At 60.8% G+C, this 18,622-nt stretch carries 13 protein-coding genes, 2 pseudogenes and 1 riboswitch; of the genes and pseudogenes, 3 read left to right on the forward strand and 12 right to left on the reverse strand.

Annotated features, from left to right (window positions below):
- Nucleotides 1-26 precede the first annotated feature (26 nt).
- The 8 genes from atzF to AC2CQI_RS09505 form a co-directional block, all read right to left on the reverse strand.
- Complete coding sequence (gene atzF, locus AC2CQI_RS09470) at nucleotides 27-1,784, reverse strand: allophanate hydrolase (protein ID WP_484579987.1); 1,758 nt, start codon at nucleotides 1,782-1,784, stop codon at nucleotides 27-29.
- Nucleotides 1,781-5,365, reverse strand: coding sequence for an urea carboxylase (gene uca / locus AC2CQI_RS09475; protein ID WP_484579988.1), 3,585 nt, complete (start codon nucleotides 5,363-5,365; stop codon nucleotides 1,781-1,783). Before uca ends, atzF begins: the two co-directional genes overlap by 4 nt.
- Before the next feature lie 159 nt (nucleotides 5,366-5,524).
- On the reverse strand, nucleotides 5,525-6,151 hold the full coding sequence (locus AC2CQI_RS09480) for an urea amidolyase associated protein UAAP2 (RefSeq protein ID WP_075805094.1): 627 nt from the start codon (nucleotides 6,149-6,151) through the stop codon (nucleotides 5,525-5,527).
- 9 nt (nucleotides 6,152-6,160) lie between these two features.
- Nucleotides 6,161-6,874, reverse strand: a complete 714-nt coding sequence (locus tag AC2CQI_RS09485; RefSeq protein ID WP_484579989.1) for an urea amidolyase associated protein UAAP1 — start codon at nucleotides 6,872-6,874, stop codon at nucleotides 6,161-6,163.
- 2 nt (nucleotides 6,875-6,876) lie between these two features.
- Entirely contained in the window at nucleotides 6,877-7,656 is a 780-nt protein-coding gene (locus tag AC2CQI_RS09490) for an ABC transporter ATP-binding protein (protein WP_484579990.1), read from the reverse strand.
- Nucleotides 7,653-8,468, reverse strand: coding sequence for an ABC transporter permease (locus tag AC2CQI_RS09495; protein WP_484579991.1), 816 nt, complete (start codon nucleotides 8,466-8,468; stop codon nucleotides 7,653-7,655). The genes AC2CQI_RS09490 and AC2CQI_RS09495 overlap by 4 nt, the downstream gene beginning before the upstream one ends.
- Before the next feature lie 13 nt (nucleotides 8,469-8,481).
- Complete coding sequence (locus AC2CQI_RS09500; RefSeq protein ID WP_484579992.1) at nucleotides 8,482-9,549, reverse strand: putative urea ABC transporter substrate-binding protein; 1,068 nt, start codon at nucleotides 9,547-9,549, stop codon at nucleotides 8,482-8,484.
- 66 nt (nucleotides 9,550-9,615) lie between these two features.
- Nucleotides 9,616-9,717, reverse strand: a riboswitch (guanidine-I (ykkC/yxkD leader).
- Nucleotides 9,718-9,886: 169 nt separating this feature from the next.
- A complete protein-coding gene (locus tag AC2CQI_RS09505) occupies nucleotides 9,887-10,072 on the reverse strand; it encodes a hypothetical protein (RefSeq protein WP_484579993.1) in 186 nt (61 codons plus the stop codon).
- 1,453 nt (nucleotides 10,073-11,525) lie between these two features.
- Between AC2CQI_RS09505 and AC2CQI_RS09510 the strand changes: the two genes are divergently transcribed.
- Nucleotides 11,526-12,698: a phospholipase D family protein gene (locus AC2CQI_RS09510; RefSeq protein WP_484579994.1), complete on the forward strand. Its 1,173-nt coding sequence runs from the start codon at nucleotides 11,526-11,528 to the stop codon at nucleotides 12,696-12,698.
- Between the two features lie 43 nt (nucleotides 12,699-12,741).
- Nucleotides 12,742-13,293 carry a hypothetical protein gene (locus AC2CQI_RS09515; RefSeq protein WP_484579995.1) on the forward strand — a complete coding sequence of 184 codons (552 nt, stop codon included), beginning with the start codon at nucleotides 12,742-12,744 and terminating at the stop codon, nucleotides 13,291-13,293.
- Here the strand turns inward: AC2CQI_RS09515 and AC2CQI_RS09520 are convergent.
- Nucleotides 13,262-13,558 (reverse strand): annotated as a pseudogene (locus AC2CQI_RS09520) (transposase); the annotation flags it as partial. The gene AC2CQI_RS09515 and the pseudogene AC2CQI_RS09520 sit on opposite strands and share 32 nt — an antisense overlap.
- Nucleotides 13,559-13,648: 90 nt before the next feature.
- Here AC2CQI_RS09520 and AC2CQI_RS09525 point away from each other — a divergent pair.
- A pseudogene (locus AC2CQI_RS09525) lies at nucleotides 13,649-13,921 on the forward strand (conjugal transfer nickase/helicase domain-containing protein); the annotation flags it as partial.
- A gap of 45 nt (nucleotides 13,922-13,966) precedes the next feature.
- Here AC2CQI_RS09525 and AC2CQI_RS09530 read toward each other — a convergent pair.
- From AC2CQI_RS09530 to mblB, 3 genes are all read right to left on the reverse strand, one after another.
- Complete coding sequence (locus AC2CQI_RS09530) at nucleotides 13,967-15,037, reverse strand: ComEC/Rec2 family competence protein (RefSeq protein WP_484579996.1); 1,071 nt, start codon at nucleotides 15,035-15,037, stop codon at nucleotides 13,967-13,969.
- Nucleotides 15,038-15,124: 87 nt separating this feature from the next.
- The gene (cap2-3, locus tag AC2CQI_RS09535) at nucleotides 15,125-17,359 is read right to left on the reverse strand and encodes an anti-phage 6A-MBL system cap2_3 protein (protein ID WP_484579997.1); all 2,235 of its coding nucleotides are present in this window, start codon (nucleotides 17,357-17,359) and stop codon (nucleotides 15,125-15,127) included.
- Complete coding sequence (gene mblB / locus AC2CQI_RS09540; RefSeq protein ID WP_484579998.1) at nucleotides 17,356-18,546, reverse strand: anti-phage 6A-MBL system MBL-fold protein; 1,191 nt, start codon at nucleotides 18,544-18,546, stop codon at nucleotides 17,356-17,358. The genes cap2-3 and mblB overlap by 4 nt, the downstream gene beginning before the upstream one ends.
- Between the last annotated feature and the right edge of the window lie 76 nt (nucleotides 18,547-18,622).

Consider the following 18,622-nt stretch of genomic DNA (forward strand, 5'->3'; position numbering starts at 1 on the left):
TCTGCGGTGCGCTTTCGGAATGTTGACTACGACTTCAACCAGGCGCGCCAGCCGCCCCACTTGCTGATGTCCTGCGCTCCCTCAAGCCCATAGGCATCACAGACGAATCCAGTCTCCCAGCGTCCATCCTCCAGCTCGACCTTGCCCAGCCCCAACGGCGCTGGAATCTCGCTGAGGAAGGCACCCAGCGCGGCACTCGGTACCTGCCAGACCTCCACCGCAATCGCCACGCCATCCGTGGCGACGCGAACCATCCCCGGCCGTTGCACCGGTCCGCCCGCCAAAGCATACAGCCGGTAATTCGGCGAGCTTCGGGTCGCCTCGACCAGCGTCGCGCCACGCTGCTTCAACTGCCAGTTGAGCGCCAGCCCTTCCAGGTGAGCACCACAGACCACAACCCGGACCTGATCGTTGCGCGCCTCACGAGCAGGCGTTTCAAGACCTTGGTAAGCACTCGCCAGACTCAACAGGTACTGATCGGTAAACGCCCGCCCGAGCAGGGTGACGCCCCACGGCAAACCGTTCCCCATGAAACTACTGGGCACCGCGACCGCCGCGTAATCCAGCAGGTTCATGAAGTTGGTGTAGTAACCCAGTTCGGCATTGCGCAGCACTGGTTCCTCGGCCAGCTCGGCCAGGGTCACTGGCCGGCCAATGGTCGGGGTCAGCACGCACTCCAGCCCGGCCAGCAGCCGGTCGCATTCGGCCTTGAGCTGCTGCAAACGGTACTGGGCGCGGAAGGTATCGACGCCGCTGACCTGCGGCGCCTTGGCCAGCACCGCGTGGATCACCGGCAACACCGCCTCCGGCTGGGTACGCGCCAGCTCGCCGACCACGCTGTAGCGCTCGGCCACCCACGGGCCCTCGTACAACAGCCGGGCGGCTTCGAGGAACGGAGAAAGATCGAGGGTCACCGCCTCGCCACCCAGCGCCTGCAAGCGCTCCACTGCTGCGGCGAACAGCGCCGGGCCTTCCTGACAGCCGAAGAACTCCAGGTCCTGCTCCCGTGGCACACCGAAGCGGAATTTGCCCACACGGCCAAAAGCACTGCCCAGGTTCCAGCCGGCATTGGCCCGGCTGTACTCGTCACGCGGATCCTGCACCGCCAGCAGTTGCAGCAACTGGCTGGCCTCTGGAGCAGTGGCGGTGAAGGTGGTCACGCAGTCCAGGGTGCGGCAGGCCGGAACCACGCCAGCGGTGGAGATCAATCCTTTACTGGCTTTGAGACCCACCAGGTTGTTCAACGCTGCCGGTACCCGGCCGGAGCCTGCGGTGTCCGTGCCGAGGGCAAAACTGGTCAGCCCCAACGCCACGGTCAGCGGCGATCCGGCACTCGAACCACCCGACGGATACTCTTCCAGCACGCTGTTGATACAGGCGCCATAAGGCGAGCGCGTACCGTTGAGGCCGGTGGCGAACTGGTCCAGGTTGGTCTTGCCCAGCGGCACCGCACCCAGCCTGATCAACTGCTCGACCACCGTGGCCGAACGCTCCGGTACATAGGCGAATGCCGGGCAGGCGGCCGTGGTCGGGATGCCGGCGAGGTCGATATTGTCCTTGATCGCGAAGGGCACACCGTACAGCGGCAGGCTCTCCAGGGAAGCACCGTCCAGCGCCGCCAGATAAGGCTCCAGCTCTTCGACGCTCAACAGATGAATGAACATGTTGAAGCGCGGATTCAGTTCCGCCGCTCGCTCGCGCAGCGCCAGAATCAGGTCCCGCGCCGAGTATTCACCAGCGCCATAACCCTTGCGCAGCGCATCCAGTTGCAGATTCACCTTCATGCCTCACCTCCTTCCAGTACCACCACCCGTTGCCCCGCACGCACCGCCGAGCCCGGCTCGACCCGCACTTCCCGAACCACCCCGGCGCACGGCGCGAGCACCGGGATCTCCATCTTCATCGACTCCAGCACCACCAGCGCCTCCCCCGCCGCGACCCGTTGGCCAACGGTGACCTGGACCTGCCAGAGATTGCCGGCGATGGCGCTTTCCACACCGATCTGCCCGGCCGGCAGTGGCGCCTCTTCACCGACCTCGGCCACCGCCTCGGTGGACTCGAAATGCGCTTGCCCACTGTCGATCCAGCGCTGGCGCTCGGCCGCGAACGCCGCCTGCTGCTGGTCACGGAAGGCCTGGATACTGGGTGCTTCCTCAGCCAGGAACTGCTGGTAGTCCGCCAGGCGCAACTGGCTCGGCTCGATCATCAGGTCGAAACGACCCAACGGGAAGTCGCGGCGAATACGCTCCAGCTCCCCGGCGCTGACCGGGTAGAAACGGATCTGGTCGAAGAAGCGCAGCAACCACGGCTTGCCATCGAAGGCCTCGACCTCGCGATAGCGGTTCCACATCTGCAGGGTGCGCCCGACGAACTGGTAGCCCCCCGGCCCTTCCATGCCGTACACGCACATGTAGGCACCGCCGATACCCACGGAGTTTTCCGCGGTCCAGGTGCGCGCCGGGTTGTACTTGGTGGTGACCAGGCGATGCCGCGGGTCCAGCGGCGTAGCCACCGGTGCGCCGAGGTAGACGTCGCCCAGGCCCATGACCAGGTAGCTGGCGTCGAACACCGTGCGCTGCACCTCGTCGAGGTTCGGCAGGTCGTTGATGCGGCGGATGAACTCCAGGTTGCTCGGGCACCAAGGGGCGTCCTTGCGCACGGTGGTCATGTATTTCTCGATGGCCCGCTGGCAGGCCGGGTCGTCCCAGGAAAGTGGCAGGTGGACAATGCGCGATGGCACCTGAAGGTCTTTCGCTGCGCACACGGTCTGCCATTCACCGGCCACAACCTCCAGCAGATGACCAAGCGGCAGACGCTCCGGCTGGTAATGGACCTGCAGCGAGCGAATGCCCGGGGTCAGGTCGACGACACCGGCCAGGGCCTTGGCTTCCAGCGCCTGCATCAGGGCATGGCCGCGGAAGCGCAGGACCAGGTCCAGTTCGGCGGCGCCGATTTCCAGCAGCAAGTGGGTATCACCCGCCAGACGGGCAACCAGCCGGGTATCGTCCGCGCCAATATCGAGGACGATGGGCGACAGCAGGTCCTGTTCGGAGACCGCCTCCTCCGGCTCGTCCAGCAGCGCGGCGCAGGCCAGCTTGCGGGCCTGCGCCAGCGACGTCGGCACGAAGCGCACCTTGTCCCCCGCCTTGAGCTGGCCGAGCTGCCAGAGATCGGCCTCGATCACCGTCACCGGGCAGACGAAACCGCCCAGGCTCGGGCCATCCGGGCCGAGGATCACCGGCATGTCACCGGTGAAGTCCACCGCGCCGATGGCGTAGGGGTTATCGTGAATGTTCGATGGATGCAGCCCGGCCTCGCCGCCATCGGCACGGACCCATTCCGGTTTCGGGCCGATCAGGCGCACGCCGGTACGGCTGGAGTTGAAGTGCACTTCCCAGTCGGTGGCGAAGAAGGTGCGGATGTAGCTTTCGGTGAAGTACTCCGGAGCGCCGTGGGGACCGTAGATCACCCGGATCTGCCGGGTAGCGGCCAGCGCTGGTTGCGCGGGCAGCGTGGCGCCTGCCGACGCATCCTCCAGCGGCGCCAGGTGCAGCACATCCCCGGCACGCAGTGCACGGCCGCCATGGCCGCCGAACTGGCCGAGCATGAAGGTGCTCTGGCTGCCCAGGTACGCCGGCACCTGGAGGCCGCCGCGCACACAGAGGTAAGCCCGGGCGCCGGCACCGGCGATGGTGCCCAGGGCCAGCAGGCTGCCGGCCTTGACCAGCACGCTGGTGTTCATGGCGATCGCCTGGCCGTCCAGGGTCACCGGGATCACCGCGCCGGTCACGGCGATCACCGCATCGGTGTTGAAGCGCAAGGTCGGACCGCTCATGGTCACTTCCAGGCCTGCGGCACCTTCCGGATTGCCGAGCAACTGGTTGCCCAGGCGCAGGGCGCGGCTGTCCATCGGGCCGGAGGGCGGTACACCGACGGCCCAATAGCCCAGGCGCCCCGGGTAATCCTGCACGCTGGTCTGGGTGCCGCCGCTGAGCACTTCGAAGGTGGTGGCGTGGTAAGTCAGGCCCTCGAGGCAGCGGGTCCAGGGCTGACCGCTGACGAAGGGCGTGTCCTGGAGAATCTGGCGCAGGTAGTCGCGGTTGGTTTCGACGCCGTAGACCTGGCTGTCGCCGAGGGCGCGATGCAGTTGCTCCCGCGCCTGCTCGCGGTCTGCAGCCCAGACGATCACCTTGGCGATCATCGGGTCGAAGTACGGCGGGATTTCGCAACCGGCGCTGACCCAGGTGTCGATCCGCAGCGCCTTGCCGTCCGCCTCGGGGAAGCTGACGGCAGTGAGCAGGCCGGGGCTCGGCTGGAAGTCCTTGCCCGGATCTTCGGCATAGAGCCGCGCCTGCACGGCATGGCCCACGGGTTTGAGGCCAGCGGCGAGCTGATCGAGCGGCAGCAGGTCGCCGGCCGCCAGTTCGATCATCCAGCGCACCAGGTCCACGCCCCAGACTTGCTCGGTGACGCCGTGCTCGACCTGGAGACGGGTGTTCACTTCAAGGAAATAGAAACGCTGCGCATCGCTGTCGAAGACGAACTCGACGGTGCCGGCACTGCGGTACTTCACCGCGCGGGCCAGGCGGATCGCGGCGTCGCACAGGGCCTCGGCCATGCCTTCGGGCAGGTTCGGCGCCGGGGTTTCCTCCAGCACTTTCTGGTTGCGGCGCTGCACCGAGCAGTCGCGCACGCCCAGGGCGAGCACCTCGCCGGCACCATCGCCGAACACCTGCACTTCCAGATGGCGAGCGCGTTCGATGTACTTCTCGATAAACACGCCGGCATCGCTGAAATTGTTCTGGCCCAGGCGCTTGACCGCCTCGAAGGCGTCTTCCAGCTCCGCCGCCGAGCGGCACACGCGCATACCGATGCCGCCACCGCCCGCCGTGCTTTTCAGCATCACCGGGTAGCCAACCGAGTCGGCGGCCTGCAAGGCATCGCCGAGGCTGTCGAGCAGATCGGTGCCTTCCAGCAGCGGCAAGCCTTGCTGGCGGGCCAGATCACGGGCGGTGTGCTTGAGGCCGAACAGGCGCAGTTGCTCCGGCGTCGGGCCGACGAAGACCAGCCCGGCCGCTTCGCAGGCTTCGGCGAACGCGGCGTTTTCGGAGAGGAAGCCGTAGCCGGGATGAATGGCCTGCGCCCCGCTCTCTTTGGCGGCAGCGAGGATCTTGTCCACGGCGAGATAGGTGCCCGCCGCAGCGCCCTGCCCCAGGCTGATGGCCTGGTCGGCCTCGACGATATGGCGGCTGGCGAGATCGGCTTCGGAGTAGACCGCGACGCCCTGCACCTTCAGCTCGCGCAAGGTGCGCAGGACGCGGCAGGCAATGGCGCCACGGTTGGCGATCAGCAGTTTTTCGAACATGACAACGTCCCCGGAGGGGTGCGGGCCGTCCCGCAGTTGTTTGGAGGTCTCGGGGTCGTCCCCGGACGGCAGATCAGACGCGCTTGTCGGTTTTCAGCTGGCCGAAACGGGCCTGGCAGGCGCTGAAGAAGCACAGGCGGACCTGGCGCAGCAGGGCTTTCAGTTCCATATCAGCAGCTCCGCCGGGGTCGGGTTGTAGCCGTTGCACGGGTTGTTCAGTTGCGGGCAGTTGGAGATCAGCACCATCACGTCCATCTCGGCCTTGAGCTGCACGTACTTGCCGGCGGCGGAGATGCCGTCCTCGAAGGTCAGGCCGCCTTCGGGGGTGACCGGGACGTTCATGAAGAAGTTGATGTTCGGGCTGATATCGCGCTTGCCCAGACGGCCGTCGTGGCAGCAGGCGCGCAGGTAGTTGTCGCGGCAACTGTGCATATGGCGCTTGTCGAGGGCGTAGCGCACGGTGTTGCTTTCCTGGGCGCAGGCGCCACCGAGGGTGTCGTGGCGGCCGCAGTTGTCTTCGACGATGGTCAGCATCGGCCGGCCGAGGTTGGAATACAGCACGCTGCCGACGCCCAGGTAGACGTTGCCCTGGCGCCGCAGGGTGCGCTGCACGTCATAGCGTTCGCGGGGGTTGGCGACGCTGTAGAACAGGGTGTCGATAGCCTGGTTGCCTTCCAGGTCGAGGATCCGCAGGGTCTGGCCGGCCTTGACCTCGGTGAGCCACGGCTCGCCGGCGGGGATGGTGGCGCGGTAGATCGCGGTGTCGGCTTGCAGGGATGACGTCATGACGGGTCCTCAGGCGAACAGGCGTTGGGTGTTGAGGAAGCCGCGCTCGTTCTCCGGGCGCGAGGTGCGGCAGTGTTCGGCAACGCTTTCATCGGCGCGGGCGAAGGTCAGTCGCACCGGCTTGGGCGCGTACTGCGCGGACGGGTCCATCGGGTGTTGCAGGGCAGTGACGATGAACAGGGTGTCCATCGGCGCATACAGCTCGATGGCATCGCCCGGCTGCGAATTGCCCTCGACGAAATGCAGGCTGCCATCGGCGCCCACGTCCACGCGGCTGAACAGGTTGAGGGGCATGGTCAGGTCGGACAGCTCCAGGCCCCACTTGCCCATTTCCACCAGCAGGTTGTCGGTGCCGTTGCGGTGGAAGCGGTTGCGCAGTTCCTGGTATCGGCCGGCGCCGTATTTCTCCTGGACTTCCTCGGCGTTGAGCACGCCGCCGATGCTGTCGCTCCAGCCGCAGGTGTCACGGGTGATCGCCGCCAGCACCCGGCCCATGTCCGAGTACAGGCAGTGGCCGCTGGTGAGCTTGGCGGTGTGCTGGCACTTGAGGCTGTCCGGCAGGTTCAGGCGCTCGCTTTTTTCATGGGCGTTGAACAGCATCAGGCTGACGTTGGCGCCGCCTTCCAGGTCAGTGAAACGTACCTGCTGGCCGCGCTTGAGGACGAAGGACAGATGGCCGCCTCCGGGCAGGAGTTCCTCTGCGAAAACGTTGGTGTCGGTCATGGTTAACCTCTTGCGTACGATTGAAGAAGCTCGGGCAAATCATCAGCCCGGGCTGCGAGGCGTTTGCCGTTGAGTGGCAGGTCGTAGGTGACCCGCGAGCCGAACGCCGTGGGCGCGTGGGGGTCGTGGCGCACCTTGTCGAAGACCAGCAGGCGGGTGCCGAGGCTGAAGCCTTCGCTCAGGTCATGGGTGACCATGAACACGGTCACCCCGGTCTCGCGCCACAGTTCGAGGAGCAAGGCATGCATGTCCTTGCGGATGCCCGGATCGAGGGCGCCGAAGGGCTCGTCGAGGAGCAGCACCTTGGGTTTCATGATCAGCGCCTGGGCAATCGCCAGACGTTGCTGCATGCCGCCGGAAAGCTGGCTGGCGTACTTGTCGAGGGCGTGGCCGAGACCGACCTTGTGCAGCAAGGCCGCCGCCTGCTCGCGGGCGTCGCGCTTGGCACTGCCGAACAGCCGGCCCAGCAGCTTGGCCCGCGGCAGCTCCAGGCCAAGGGCAACGTTGTCCAGCACGCTCAGGTGCGGGAACACCGAATAGCGCTGGAACACCACGCCCCGGGCCGGATCGGGCTCGGCCACCAGGGGCTCGCCATTCAGCAGGATCTGCCCGCGGCTCGGCCGCTCCTGGCCCAGCAGCAGGCGCAGGAAAGTCGACTTGCCGCAGCCCGAGGCACCGACCATGGTGCAGAACTCGCCTTCAGCGATGTTCAGGTTCAGGCCTTCGAGCACCACATGCTGGTCGTATTCCTGCCAGACATTCTTCACCTGGATAAAGCTCATGCCCGTGCCCCCTCGTACCAGGGGAACGCACGGCGGGTCAGGGTCTTGAGCAGCCAGTCGGTCAACCAGGCGAGCAAGGTGATCCACACCACATAAGGCAGGATCACATCCATCGCCAGATAACGGCGGACCAGGAAGATCCGGTAGCCCAGGCCATCCTCGGAAGCGATGGCCTCCGCCGCGATCAGGAACAGCCAGGCCGAACCCAGCACCAGGCGCAGGGAGATCAGCAGGCGTGGCAGCAGTTGCGGCAGCACCACCCGCAGGATCAGGGTCCAGGAACTGGCGCCCAGGGTCTGGGCCTTGATCAGCAGTTCGGCGGGAATCTCCCGGGCACGCTGCTCCAGGTCACGGGCCAGGACCGGGGTGATGCCGATCACGATCAGCATCACCTTGGACAGCTCGCCCAGGCCGAAGACGATGAACAGGATCGGCAATATCGCCAGCGGCGGAATCATCGACAGCACCACCAGCAACGGCGACAGCGGCGCGCCGAACAGCGGCAAGGTGCCCGAGGCGATGCCCAGGCACAGGCCGATGACGGCGCTGATCGCCAGGCCGAAACCGAGGCGTTGCAGGCTGGAGGCGGTGTCCTGCCAGAGCAGGTAGTTGCCGCTGCGCTTGTCCTCGACGAACGCCATGCGCTCCACCGCCGCGCCCATCTGGGCCGCGCTGGGCAGCAGCTTGTCGTTGGGGTTCTCGGCCAGGCGCTGCGCCGAGCCGAGGAAATAGGCACAGAGCACCAGGGCGAACGGCAGCAGCATCAGCAGCAGCCGCGACGGGCGATCGGGATGGCGGTTGATCAGGCGCATGTTCACTCCTCGCTTACAGCGAACCGTCGACGGCCATGCGCACGTAGGTCGGGTCGAAGCGCAGCTTGAGGTTGTCGCGGTTGCCGAGGATGACGTCGTTGGCGAAGCTCATGCCCACCGCCTTGCTGTCCTTGGCGCCCTCGCCCAGCAGGCCGTGGTCGAAGGAGAAGCTGGCGACCTTGTCCATGGTCTTCGGCAGTTCGGCGCTGCTGACGAAGGTCAGTGCCGCCTTGGGCGTATCGAACAGGTAGGTGGTGGACAGCTGGCGCTCGAAACCGTCGAGGTCGGTACCGGAAGCCTTGGTCATGTGCTCCAGGGCCTTGGTGCGCTCGGGCGAATCGCCGGCGATCAGGTCCATCACCTCGTACCAGGCGCCGGTCAGCGCCTTGCCCAGGGCCGGGTTGTCCTTGAGGGTCTGGGTATTGACCACCATCAGGTCGAGGATCTCGCCGGGGATACGGCTGGAGTCGAAGACCTGGGTCACGCCAGGCTTGTTGCGCACCTCTTCGAGCATCGGATTCCAGGTGGTCACCGCCTGCACGTCGGCGGTATTGAAGGCGGCGGCGATATCGGCGTCGGAGGTGTTGATCACCTTCAGGTCCTTCTCGCGCAGGCCGGCGGTGTCCAGGGCGCGGGCCAGCAGGTAGTGGGAGACGGACAGCTCGACCAGGTTAACGTCCATGCCCTTGAGGTCGTTGACCGTCTTGCCCGTGCCTTTCAGGACCACACCGTCGTTGCCGTTGGAGAAGTCACCGACGATCAGCGCGGTGCTGTCGACGCCGCCGGCGGCAGGGATGGTCAGGGCGTCCATGTTGGTCATCGAGCAGCCGTCGAACTGGCCGGCGGTGTACTGGTTGATCGACTCGACGTAGTCGTTGACCTGGGTGAGCTTGATATGGATGCCGTACTTGCTCGCCCACTTGTCGACGATGCCTTCGGCGGCGGCGTATTCCCAGGGCATCCAGCCGGCGTAGATGGTCCAGCAGATATCGAAATCGGTCTTCGCCGCGGCGTTGGAGGCGGAGCTCGCGGACAGGGCCAGGCCGGCGGCGAGGAAGGCGGAAAGCAGGGACTTTCGCATGAAGTGACTCCAGTTGACGGTGGACGAACCAGGGAGCAGCACGACACTCATTGCAGTGAGTGGTCTGTCTCCCGGGCTTTTATCCCGCCGTGTAACCTCGAACTGGAGGTCGCCGGCTCTCGGTCCAGACGCCCGCAGAAGCGGACCGGAACCCTAGCCGACCTATTTTCAGATTGTGGTGCAATTTAGCTCGCGCTACTCCCGCACGGAGGGAAGTAATGCCAGAGGCGTGCCAAGTGGATGGCGGGGTGGGTTTTGCGGGGGTTCTGGGGGATGCGGGGGGATTATGGGCGCGGGGGATGCACGGTATTGGGGCGTTGTGCGCGTTGGCGGGGCGTCAGCTGGCGGCGGGGAGGATGGTGTGGACGACGAAGGTGGCAGCGGGGGCGATCAGGGCGGTGAGGCTGGTTTCGGAGCTGACCAGGGCGCCGCCGGAGAGTGCGGCTGCGATGAGGGAGATGGCGGTCCAGAGGCGGTGCTTGAGCGTAAAGCCGTTTCGGAGTTCCTGTAGTTTCCTGCCCATGGTCACACCCTCAATTCGATAGGTGGCGAAGCATATCACCTCTCTCTGACAATGAATGCTTCGCCCCGATACCCGGGCCTGAGGCCCGAGCGCCAGGCAATGGCTCAACTGATCGCACGCCAATGCGCAGGAGCCGAACGGCGGCTGACTTCTGCACGTTCATCCCGTCGCCTCTCGACGCTCGGTAGCACAGTGGCAAACGTGCAGATCTCCCAGGGTAATTCGCGCGACCTTCCTGCTTATGCCTGTCGGATTTACGTCACAGCGTTCCGTGCAAGTATTGGGCTTTGGCGATAGTTGCCGCCTCACCCCGCAGCGCCGCCTGATCCGCTTCCTGTTCGTCAGGCCAGCATTTTGCCTCGGGCTTCCTTCAGATTCGCAGTCACCCGCGACACCCCTGCCTCTGGCTAACACTTCCCCTTGCCGGGTATGTAATGGCGGAAGCGTAGAGATTCAAACTCTTATTCAAGGTTCTCCCCATTTTCGGAGATTTTAGCGTTCTTGATCTTCTTCCGCTTATTCCCATCTAGCCTAGCCCTAGCAAAATCGAGCCTTTATCGCAAATACTGAATTGAAGCGTAAGCGTGCAGCTGACTGCACGCTTACGCTTCAATTCAGATATCTCAGATATACCTCCGTTGGCACCATTCGGAGGGAGGGCGGGTGCGAGTGATCGATCAATGAGGACGAGAGGCATCGCGAAGCTACCCCCTTTGGCAGCGGCAGCGCATAGTTCCTAGGAGGTTCGTACTCGTAATGAAAGGTGATCAGCCCATGCTTCCACTCTGGGCTCGCTGGTGGTCGCCAGCGGTATGAAATGCTGACCGAAAGCTGATTGGTAACAAAGAACGGTCTGCTCATTTCGTCATCAACGAAGAATCTCCCCGTCCGCCAAATCGGTTTCGACTCGCACCCTCATGACGTAGAAGGCGTGTACTAGGTCGCCTCCTACACGAAGGGCTTGAACCTTGGTGCTCTCGCGTGTTGCGATGGTTTTCGCCTTGGCATAAGCATCGATAGATCGCGCGAATCGTACGAGCTCGTTACCGATGCATCTCCCACAATCCTTGAGGTTTAGCTCAAGGATCGGCGTCAACCGTTCTTGGTCGAGACACCTGTCTACCGCGGTGTGGAGGGCTCTCAAATCAATAGCGACAACCGCACGCTGCTGTTCTGGGGGAACATTTATGAACGTCATACCAACCGCAATCCTTGAGTAATGGCAGTGAGCTGGGCTTATTGTCCGATCGCTTAGCTAAGCGCAACGGCCTCCCTCTCATATCGCATGCTTGAAAAGATGCAGCTAGCACCCCACCATAGGTAGCCAGATGCCATCACCCTGCGACCACTCCATGAGATCAGGTTCGAACGCCTTCGGCGGACGGTGCCTCCCATTGCGGTTCACGTTGCAAGGCCCTTCCACTCTCAATCAAAAGCCATGGATGCACACCGTATGGATTTACTGCTGCTGCCTGATAGATCGAAATCGACACTCGCGGATGTCTACAGACGCGCATTTCGCAGGTCGACGCACCTCTATATCGTCAGCGCGTATCTGACCAATTGGGATATCCAGGAGGAACTGGGAAAGCAGTGCGAGACCTTCACCTTCATCGTGGGGAAGGATTTTGGCATTACACGCAAGGCTGCCTGTCTACAGGTGCTCACATGGCTCCCTGAAAAGTGGCACGAGGAGTTTTTAGTTGCTGAGGGCATCGAAGGCTTCCACCCAAAGGCTATGTTCTGGCGTGAGGTAGGTGGGTCGTGCTACGCGCTTGTGGGCTCGTCGAATCTATCTAAAGCTGCTTTCTCATCGAACCACGAAGCAAACGGCTTTTCACTGATTTCAAAGACAAGCTTCAAAGCCGCAGAGGAGTGGATCGAGGGGCTCGCTCACAACTGTGCAACGCTGGACGCCAACTGGCTTGCCGGCTATCAAGAGGCCATACAACCTCCTAAACCTAAACGCCCGGCCCAAAACGACGAAGGCGATAACGGAGGCGTATATGACCTGGTACTCCCAGATCCGCATGTTCTCTCTGGTCTGAAGGATGTCCTGAAAAGACGTCGAGAACAAATGCTTCAGTTCGCTGCAACCCGCGCAAAACTGGAATCGGCGTTCCGCTCAGCCTCGGGAAAAAAGAATTGGGACGACAGCGACAGCTTGAGATTCTACGACACACTTAACAGCCTCTGGTCTTACTACAAGGGGAATCGCTTTCAAGGGGCGGGCTGGGAGCGCCAGGGCCGAAGCAGCAATTTTCAAGAGCTCGCTCGAAGCGTAGTGCGCGTATTAGACGCCTTCGAAATTTCTCGGGATCGAGTGGTAAGACTAGAGATTGATCGCTTAGCGACCGAAGGGGTAAGCACACGAGGAGCCCTGTTTTCAGAAATGCTCTGTCAGTTTTTTCCGGATGACTATTACGTCCTCAACTCCCCTATTCGTCATTGGTTGCAAGGGACAGGTGTTTCAAAAGTCAGGGGGGCGACTCAGGGGGCCAACTACATCCGCTCAGCTCGCCTGCTCCGCATCGCCCTAAGCCGTGCCAAAAAATACCCAGCTAAAAACCTGGCCGAGCTTGATGCCGTAATCTGGCGCCACCGCAATCCAGATACGGCAATTTGACGCTCAGATCAGCCAAATAACACTCGTGTCACAAGGAGTCCCTATGCACGATCTTGAAGCGGTTATCCGGGAGGTTCGGAACGCATTGCGGTTTCATAGATCTCGAGCAAGAGTTCACCTTTTCACGATGCTTTTCTTCGCCGTGATGGTGTTCATGGGCTCGCTAGCCTTTGGCAGCTATCTCATTCAGCTCCTCCAAACTACCGCTGGGGCAATCACGGCCGCAAGGTCAGCAGGAATGGAACAGCCCTCACCCGTGGACTTCACAAATTTGGCCGCGGAACACAATTTGGGGTATGTCATGCTCAGTGGCTTCGTGTTGATGCTCTTCTTCATCTCTGGACTACTTCGCCACCATGTGAAACGAGCGACGGTCAATGAAGACCGGCTGTACCACCTGCTTAAGGTGTCTTGTATGCGTTCACCCGACACTGGGTTGTCTGCTGCTGCGCAGAACTCGCTGCTTGATCTCCGTGAAAACGAACAAGCCTTGGCAGCAGATGCAGAAGCGCACGGGGGCTTCGCGGTCATCGAGCGCTCACTCGCGTCGCTTAGCCAGAGCGTCGGAGAGATGTCGAAGCGTCGTGGCAAGTAGAGATCAGCCCTTGTGCGTTGAGTTTGACGTACATCCGCTTGAGCATCTTGTTGAACGTGCCCTGATTTCGCCAATCCCGAAACTGCTGGTAAACCGTGGACCAGGGGCCATATCGCTCAGGCATGTCTCTCCAGGTTGCGCCAGAGCAAAGTACCCAGATCAATCGGTCATCGGCACGCGGGCGTCCTGCGCGACGCGACGTGTTGAAGAGGTCCGCTACCAGCTCCCAGTCGGCGCCGGAAATTTCGTATCGCTGTTTGGGCATGGCAGATCTCCGCGCTGAAAAGGCCAGAACTCTACGGAAACTCAGGCGGGCTGGGGCGTTGGCGGAATTTCAAAGGTTTTCATACAGAGCCTAGTCACCCCGGGCATTCGCTACGCTGCCGAACACCCCAAGTCAGCCGAAGCAGACCTTCAAAGCGACCCCTGGCGACGAATCCAACGTCAATTTGAAAAGCTGGATGTTCATCTGAGAAAGCCCAATAGCCAGAACTTTTGGACATGCACTGTACGAGGCCCGCGGAAAACCACATCTCTCAACGGCTACATCCTGCGTGACGTGATTCTTCTTGGTCTCCCGCCTCCTCCAGACAACCCCTTTCTTTCTCTCCAGCCTCCGACGTCTTAAGCGTTCAGTCTTTACTCATTCTATTCTGAGCCTTGCTACTTCTGTTTAGCTCTCTTGCTCTTCAGGATATGCCGCCTGAGGGATAGCTATCCAACCTTCTCGCTTGATGCCAGCACCTATGCGTATATCTTTTCCTTCAGTTGCCGCCCAATGACCACCGCGGTGCATCATTGCGCGGATCACAGATCTGCGCGGATGGTCCTCATCAGCCTCAGCCGAGCTACAGATGGCATTCCATGAGTGCTTCGCTGGCAGGCTTTCTAACCGAGGCCCAACCAGCTGATCGAGAATTTCAGTCGAAACATTGTGACGCCCACCATGATGAGGCACCTGAAAGTATCGGATCCCTGGCAGCATCAATCCGGCAACTGGCGCATAGTTGATCACTTCCTGCAACGCCTCGCGCCCGGCATCCCCAGTGAGCATCACACGATGACCATTTAAGACTGCTGATTGCACAACGCTCATTTCATTCTCACGACTAGTGGGGCCTGGCGGAAAATATTCTTCGCCCCACAGTGATTTGACATACGCAGTGGCAGCTTTAACTGCACGAAAAATTTCGCTTAGCGCGTTTCCTAACGGAGACTCGTCAACCGCTTCAGGAGTTTTTGCGGAATGCACAACCAAATCTAGATAGCGCGCCAATGTGGGTGCCATGACCACAAACGGTCCAATCCTACAACCTTGAAGTGGCGCATGGATGGGAATGCCCTTCTCCATGGCAATTTCCTCAAGGGCTGCAGACGCCTCATATACCGAACGGAGCTTTCTCGCTAGCGCTTCAACCGACTGATAATTCTCAAACTGATGGATCAGTTCAGCTGCATGCATCCATGGCCTATTCATCCAGAGGTTCTTGACCGTACACTGTTCCAACACACGCCTCAGGCCATTGGCGTGATCGCGATCGGGATGGGTAAGAATCACATTATCGATCACAGTGGTTCCGTACACGGTTTGCAAATGCCTGACAATTTGATCACCAGTATCTAGGTATCCGCCATCAACCACATGAACGCCTTCGACACCGTTCACGGAATAGCGCATAGTGATTGCATCACCACTTTTGGCGGTCTCAACCCCAAGAAAATCAATTTCAAAATAGTCGGACATCTGCTTCCTCACTCCATGAAAAATCTACGGTATTGATGCACCTAAACTGTGGAACTGTTAACTGACCTGGTCACCCCCTCGAGATCGTTATTTTGTGAATTTCACTTCAAAAAAGGTTTGCTGCTTAGCAACGATCAGCATTAGCGCGGGGAGCCCTTCGAGGCTCATTCTGTGATGTAGATTTGCAAGCAGATTTTTGTCGTCCTCACTTGGAAGTGCCGGACACCCATCTGGGTGGGAATGCCATTCGCCCACGTAATCCACCATACCAGCCGTTCGCTTATGCACCACCTCCAGTGCCTCTGCCTGACCTTCTTTACCACGAATGAAGTGGCTCGGGCTGGCCTCACTATCCGGAGGGGTAGGCAGCACATCAACAATGACGATGGTCTTGGTCTTTATATCGGTGACGCCGAGAATCGCACCGCCCGTTTCATTAGGCAGGGCTTTCTCACGAGCGGAGTACAAATTCTGAACCAGAAGCTCGTCGTACTTCACTGTCCAACCTGCTGACTCCACCGTATGCACTTGCGCGAGTTCGACCTCATGAGCTATGACCGAACCGGACCCCTCATCTGACTCCCAGATGCAAATCCTCGCCTTCGCTTTGGCCACCGACTGCCGAAGCTGTTTAGAAAGGATCCCGGCATGACCATGGATCGACTCACCAGACATTCTCACCGATATGTCTCGGCAGCCGCCACCGACCCAACGATCCCCCAGATGTTGGGCCAAATGCTCATGACCCCAATCATTTTCCAGTATCGCTCGGTAGTACTGCCCCTCCAGACCATCGATTCGCTGAAGCCTGTCCTGATCTTCCAGGATCATCACACTTGAGAGCCCTGAAGGTGTCACGAACAAGCTCACCGTCCTGGGCGCTGCCGCCCTGCGGGCGAGCTCACGTGGTACCTCTAACGTGGTCGTAACATCCACCACGATTTCCGCAGCGCTCAATGACGAAGTGATTTCCTCGGCATCATCGAGTATGCCTTTGGCGATGGCCTTGGGCGGATCCCAATTTGGATAGGTCGCTACTGCTATATCTCGCACGACGTTGACCTTTGGCAGACCAACTAATGAGTCAAACGCCACATGGCGGCACAGGTTGTGAGGAAGCACTCGATCAGGATCGATGAACGTCCAACGCCCCCAGCCTTGGCGAACCCATAGATCAGCCAACACACTACCCAAAGCCCCTACCCCGGCCAGGACGCCCTGAATGTCGCTTCTCTCCTCAGGGGTGCCTGACAGGTCACGAGCAGCTTTGGCCGTAAGGGCCGAACGAACCTCTACCGACCAAAGAGGAATGAATCGCCAGGAAGTGCCCGTAGCTCCACCAATGAGTACGGTACGGTGACTCAATCCTTTTGAATCGGGCGGCCCCAACATCTCAAGGGCCGTTGCGAGGTCGAACAAGGAGACGTTCAGCATGTACCCTGCTACGTCAAAGCGTTCAGCCTCACCCTCGCGGACACGGGGAATCCAGACAGTGATGAGGATACCCTGGCCCTGGGCAGGCGCAGCAGAAACGCCGCCTTCTACGGCGTCATAAACAGTCGCGTAAAGTGACTCATAGAGGTCGCTGCCCCACGACACAAGTTGATCGTGCAGATCACCCAAGGTCTCCGGATACCCAGCCAACGTTGGCGATCCCACAGGATCAACTACCACTGAGACCATCCTAACTACTTTCGACTGGTCGCCTGGCTGAGTGGGATCTGCCCTCAAGATGATCGAATCACCTACATCCACTTTGCAGATGGTCAACGTGTTGCTGTCTGACTTCGCGTAATCGACATAGTTGGATGGCAAGATGAGTTGATAAGGGCTCATGTAAAAAAGCTGCTCCAGCGGCTGATCATCCCGGTGCAGCTTCAACAGTGCAGACTCCCTCAACCACCAGAACATCCGAGCGATGAAGCGCTCCGGCGTCCAAGTGCGCTCTACCGTCGACCAAGTACTGTCGTACAGACAGAGCACCCTAGCTCCGCCTGGGGATGGTGGATGTTGGTGCGACAGCACAGGGAAGTCTTTGCGCAGCGTGTACACCACCACCTGCACACGGAAAGCGGGGTTTACACCGACCGCCAATCGCTCGAGTCGCCTGATTCCGGCGGGATTACCCGAATCAACTGTACCGTCCCCGGCATCGATGACGATGTATTCGCTGTTTCTCTTCCCCGGCTGGTCTTTCCTTATTTCTCGAACATCGGTGTAGGGACAAGCCCGTAACGCATTGAGCAGTGCCTGGGTCTGGGGATAGAGGTGATCCTCCCCTGACCCGGCCCACGCCTCACCGAGTTCGTAGAAATCGATCATTCGCATTTGCCTGCACGCGGAGGAATCGATGCCGCCACGGAGCTCGGTACCGCTCCGGCAAGTGCTGCTGCAGCGGTCAGCAGCTTGACCTTACCATCCGAGCGAGCCTCGAAGTCCATGCAGGCCTTGTCACCAAGATCCCCCGTGCAGGAGAACCAGCCATCCACATCCTCCAGGATGTCCTGATATTCCCGCTTTGCCCGAATACAGGGCGGATCGCAGTCATCGTCGAGAATCTCATCGCTGCTGGAAACGATCGTTGCGCCATTGCGCGCCTGGCTCAAGGCTTGGCGGGCATCCCAACTAACCTTGGCGTTCTTGCCCTTACCCGACCAGCTATCCCAAGAAAGCGTGTGCCAGGAGCAGTGGTGCGGAGCCAGGAGCAGATCATATTCGAGCACCTCGGGGGTGGACTCGTAATGACCCCACATGCGCTCCCAAATCAACACCTCAGCGTCACCGCCAATGAGAAACTTGGTTTTGGTTTGCGAATAGGCGGACGGCGAGATCTGCATATTCATGATGACGCTCGACTCGTTTTTAGAGAGCTCTCTTTCGAGCTCTTCGTCATCCTCGTGTGGAGCCGGTGCAAGCAAGTGCGAGGTGAAGTAAGGCGAGACGTCTTCACCCGCAATAGTGCTGAATTTCTCTCCTGCTTTAACCAGGATTGGCCCCAGGTCGTCCGTCTTCTTCTTGATGTCCTCGCCCATGATGCGAATGCGATTGCCATGACCAGCCCAGCCATAGGTACGCCAGTGCTTTACACGACGCCGCGCTTCAGCATTGAAGGCGATGGCATCGTCGCACAGAGGATGATTGTCCGATCGGCGACGGAACACCAGAGCCGACGACCAAAGCTCGCGGATGAAAATTCGCTTCTCCCAACGATCCAGATCGTCGTCGGGATAATCATCGGGGTGACCAAGCCAGAAGTGCTTGCTCAAGCCTCCGCAGTGATCCTGGTCAGGATGGGTCAGCAGCAAGGCGTTAACGAATGGGCGGCCCTTGGCATCCCACTGCAGCCGCTCCCTCAGCGCCCTACCCACATCAGGGGTGTCATCGTTGGGGTTGTCCGCTGCCTGGCGGATACGCGAGTCGATCAAAATGGTGGTCACAGACGTGTCGGCGAGCCGGATCAACGTCATGTCACCGGTACCTACTTGAAAAAAAGTCACCTTGGCAGCCATTTATCCCTCCCCGGGCATTGCGCCAACTATGAGAAACGCTTCAGGTGGGATAAGATACGTATAGAAATTCAACCCG

Source organism: Pseudomonas sp. P2S-1, assembly GCF_057197725.1.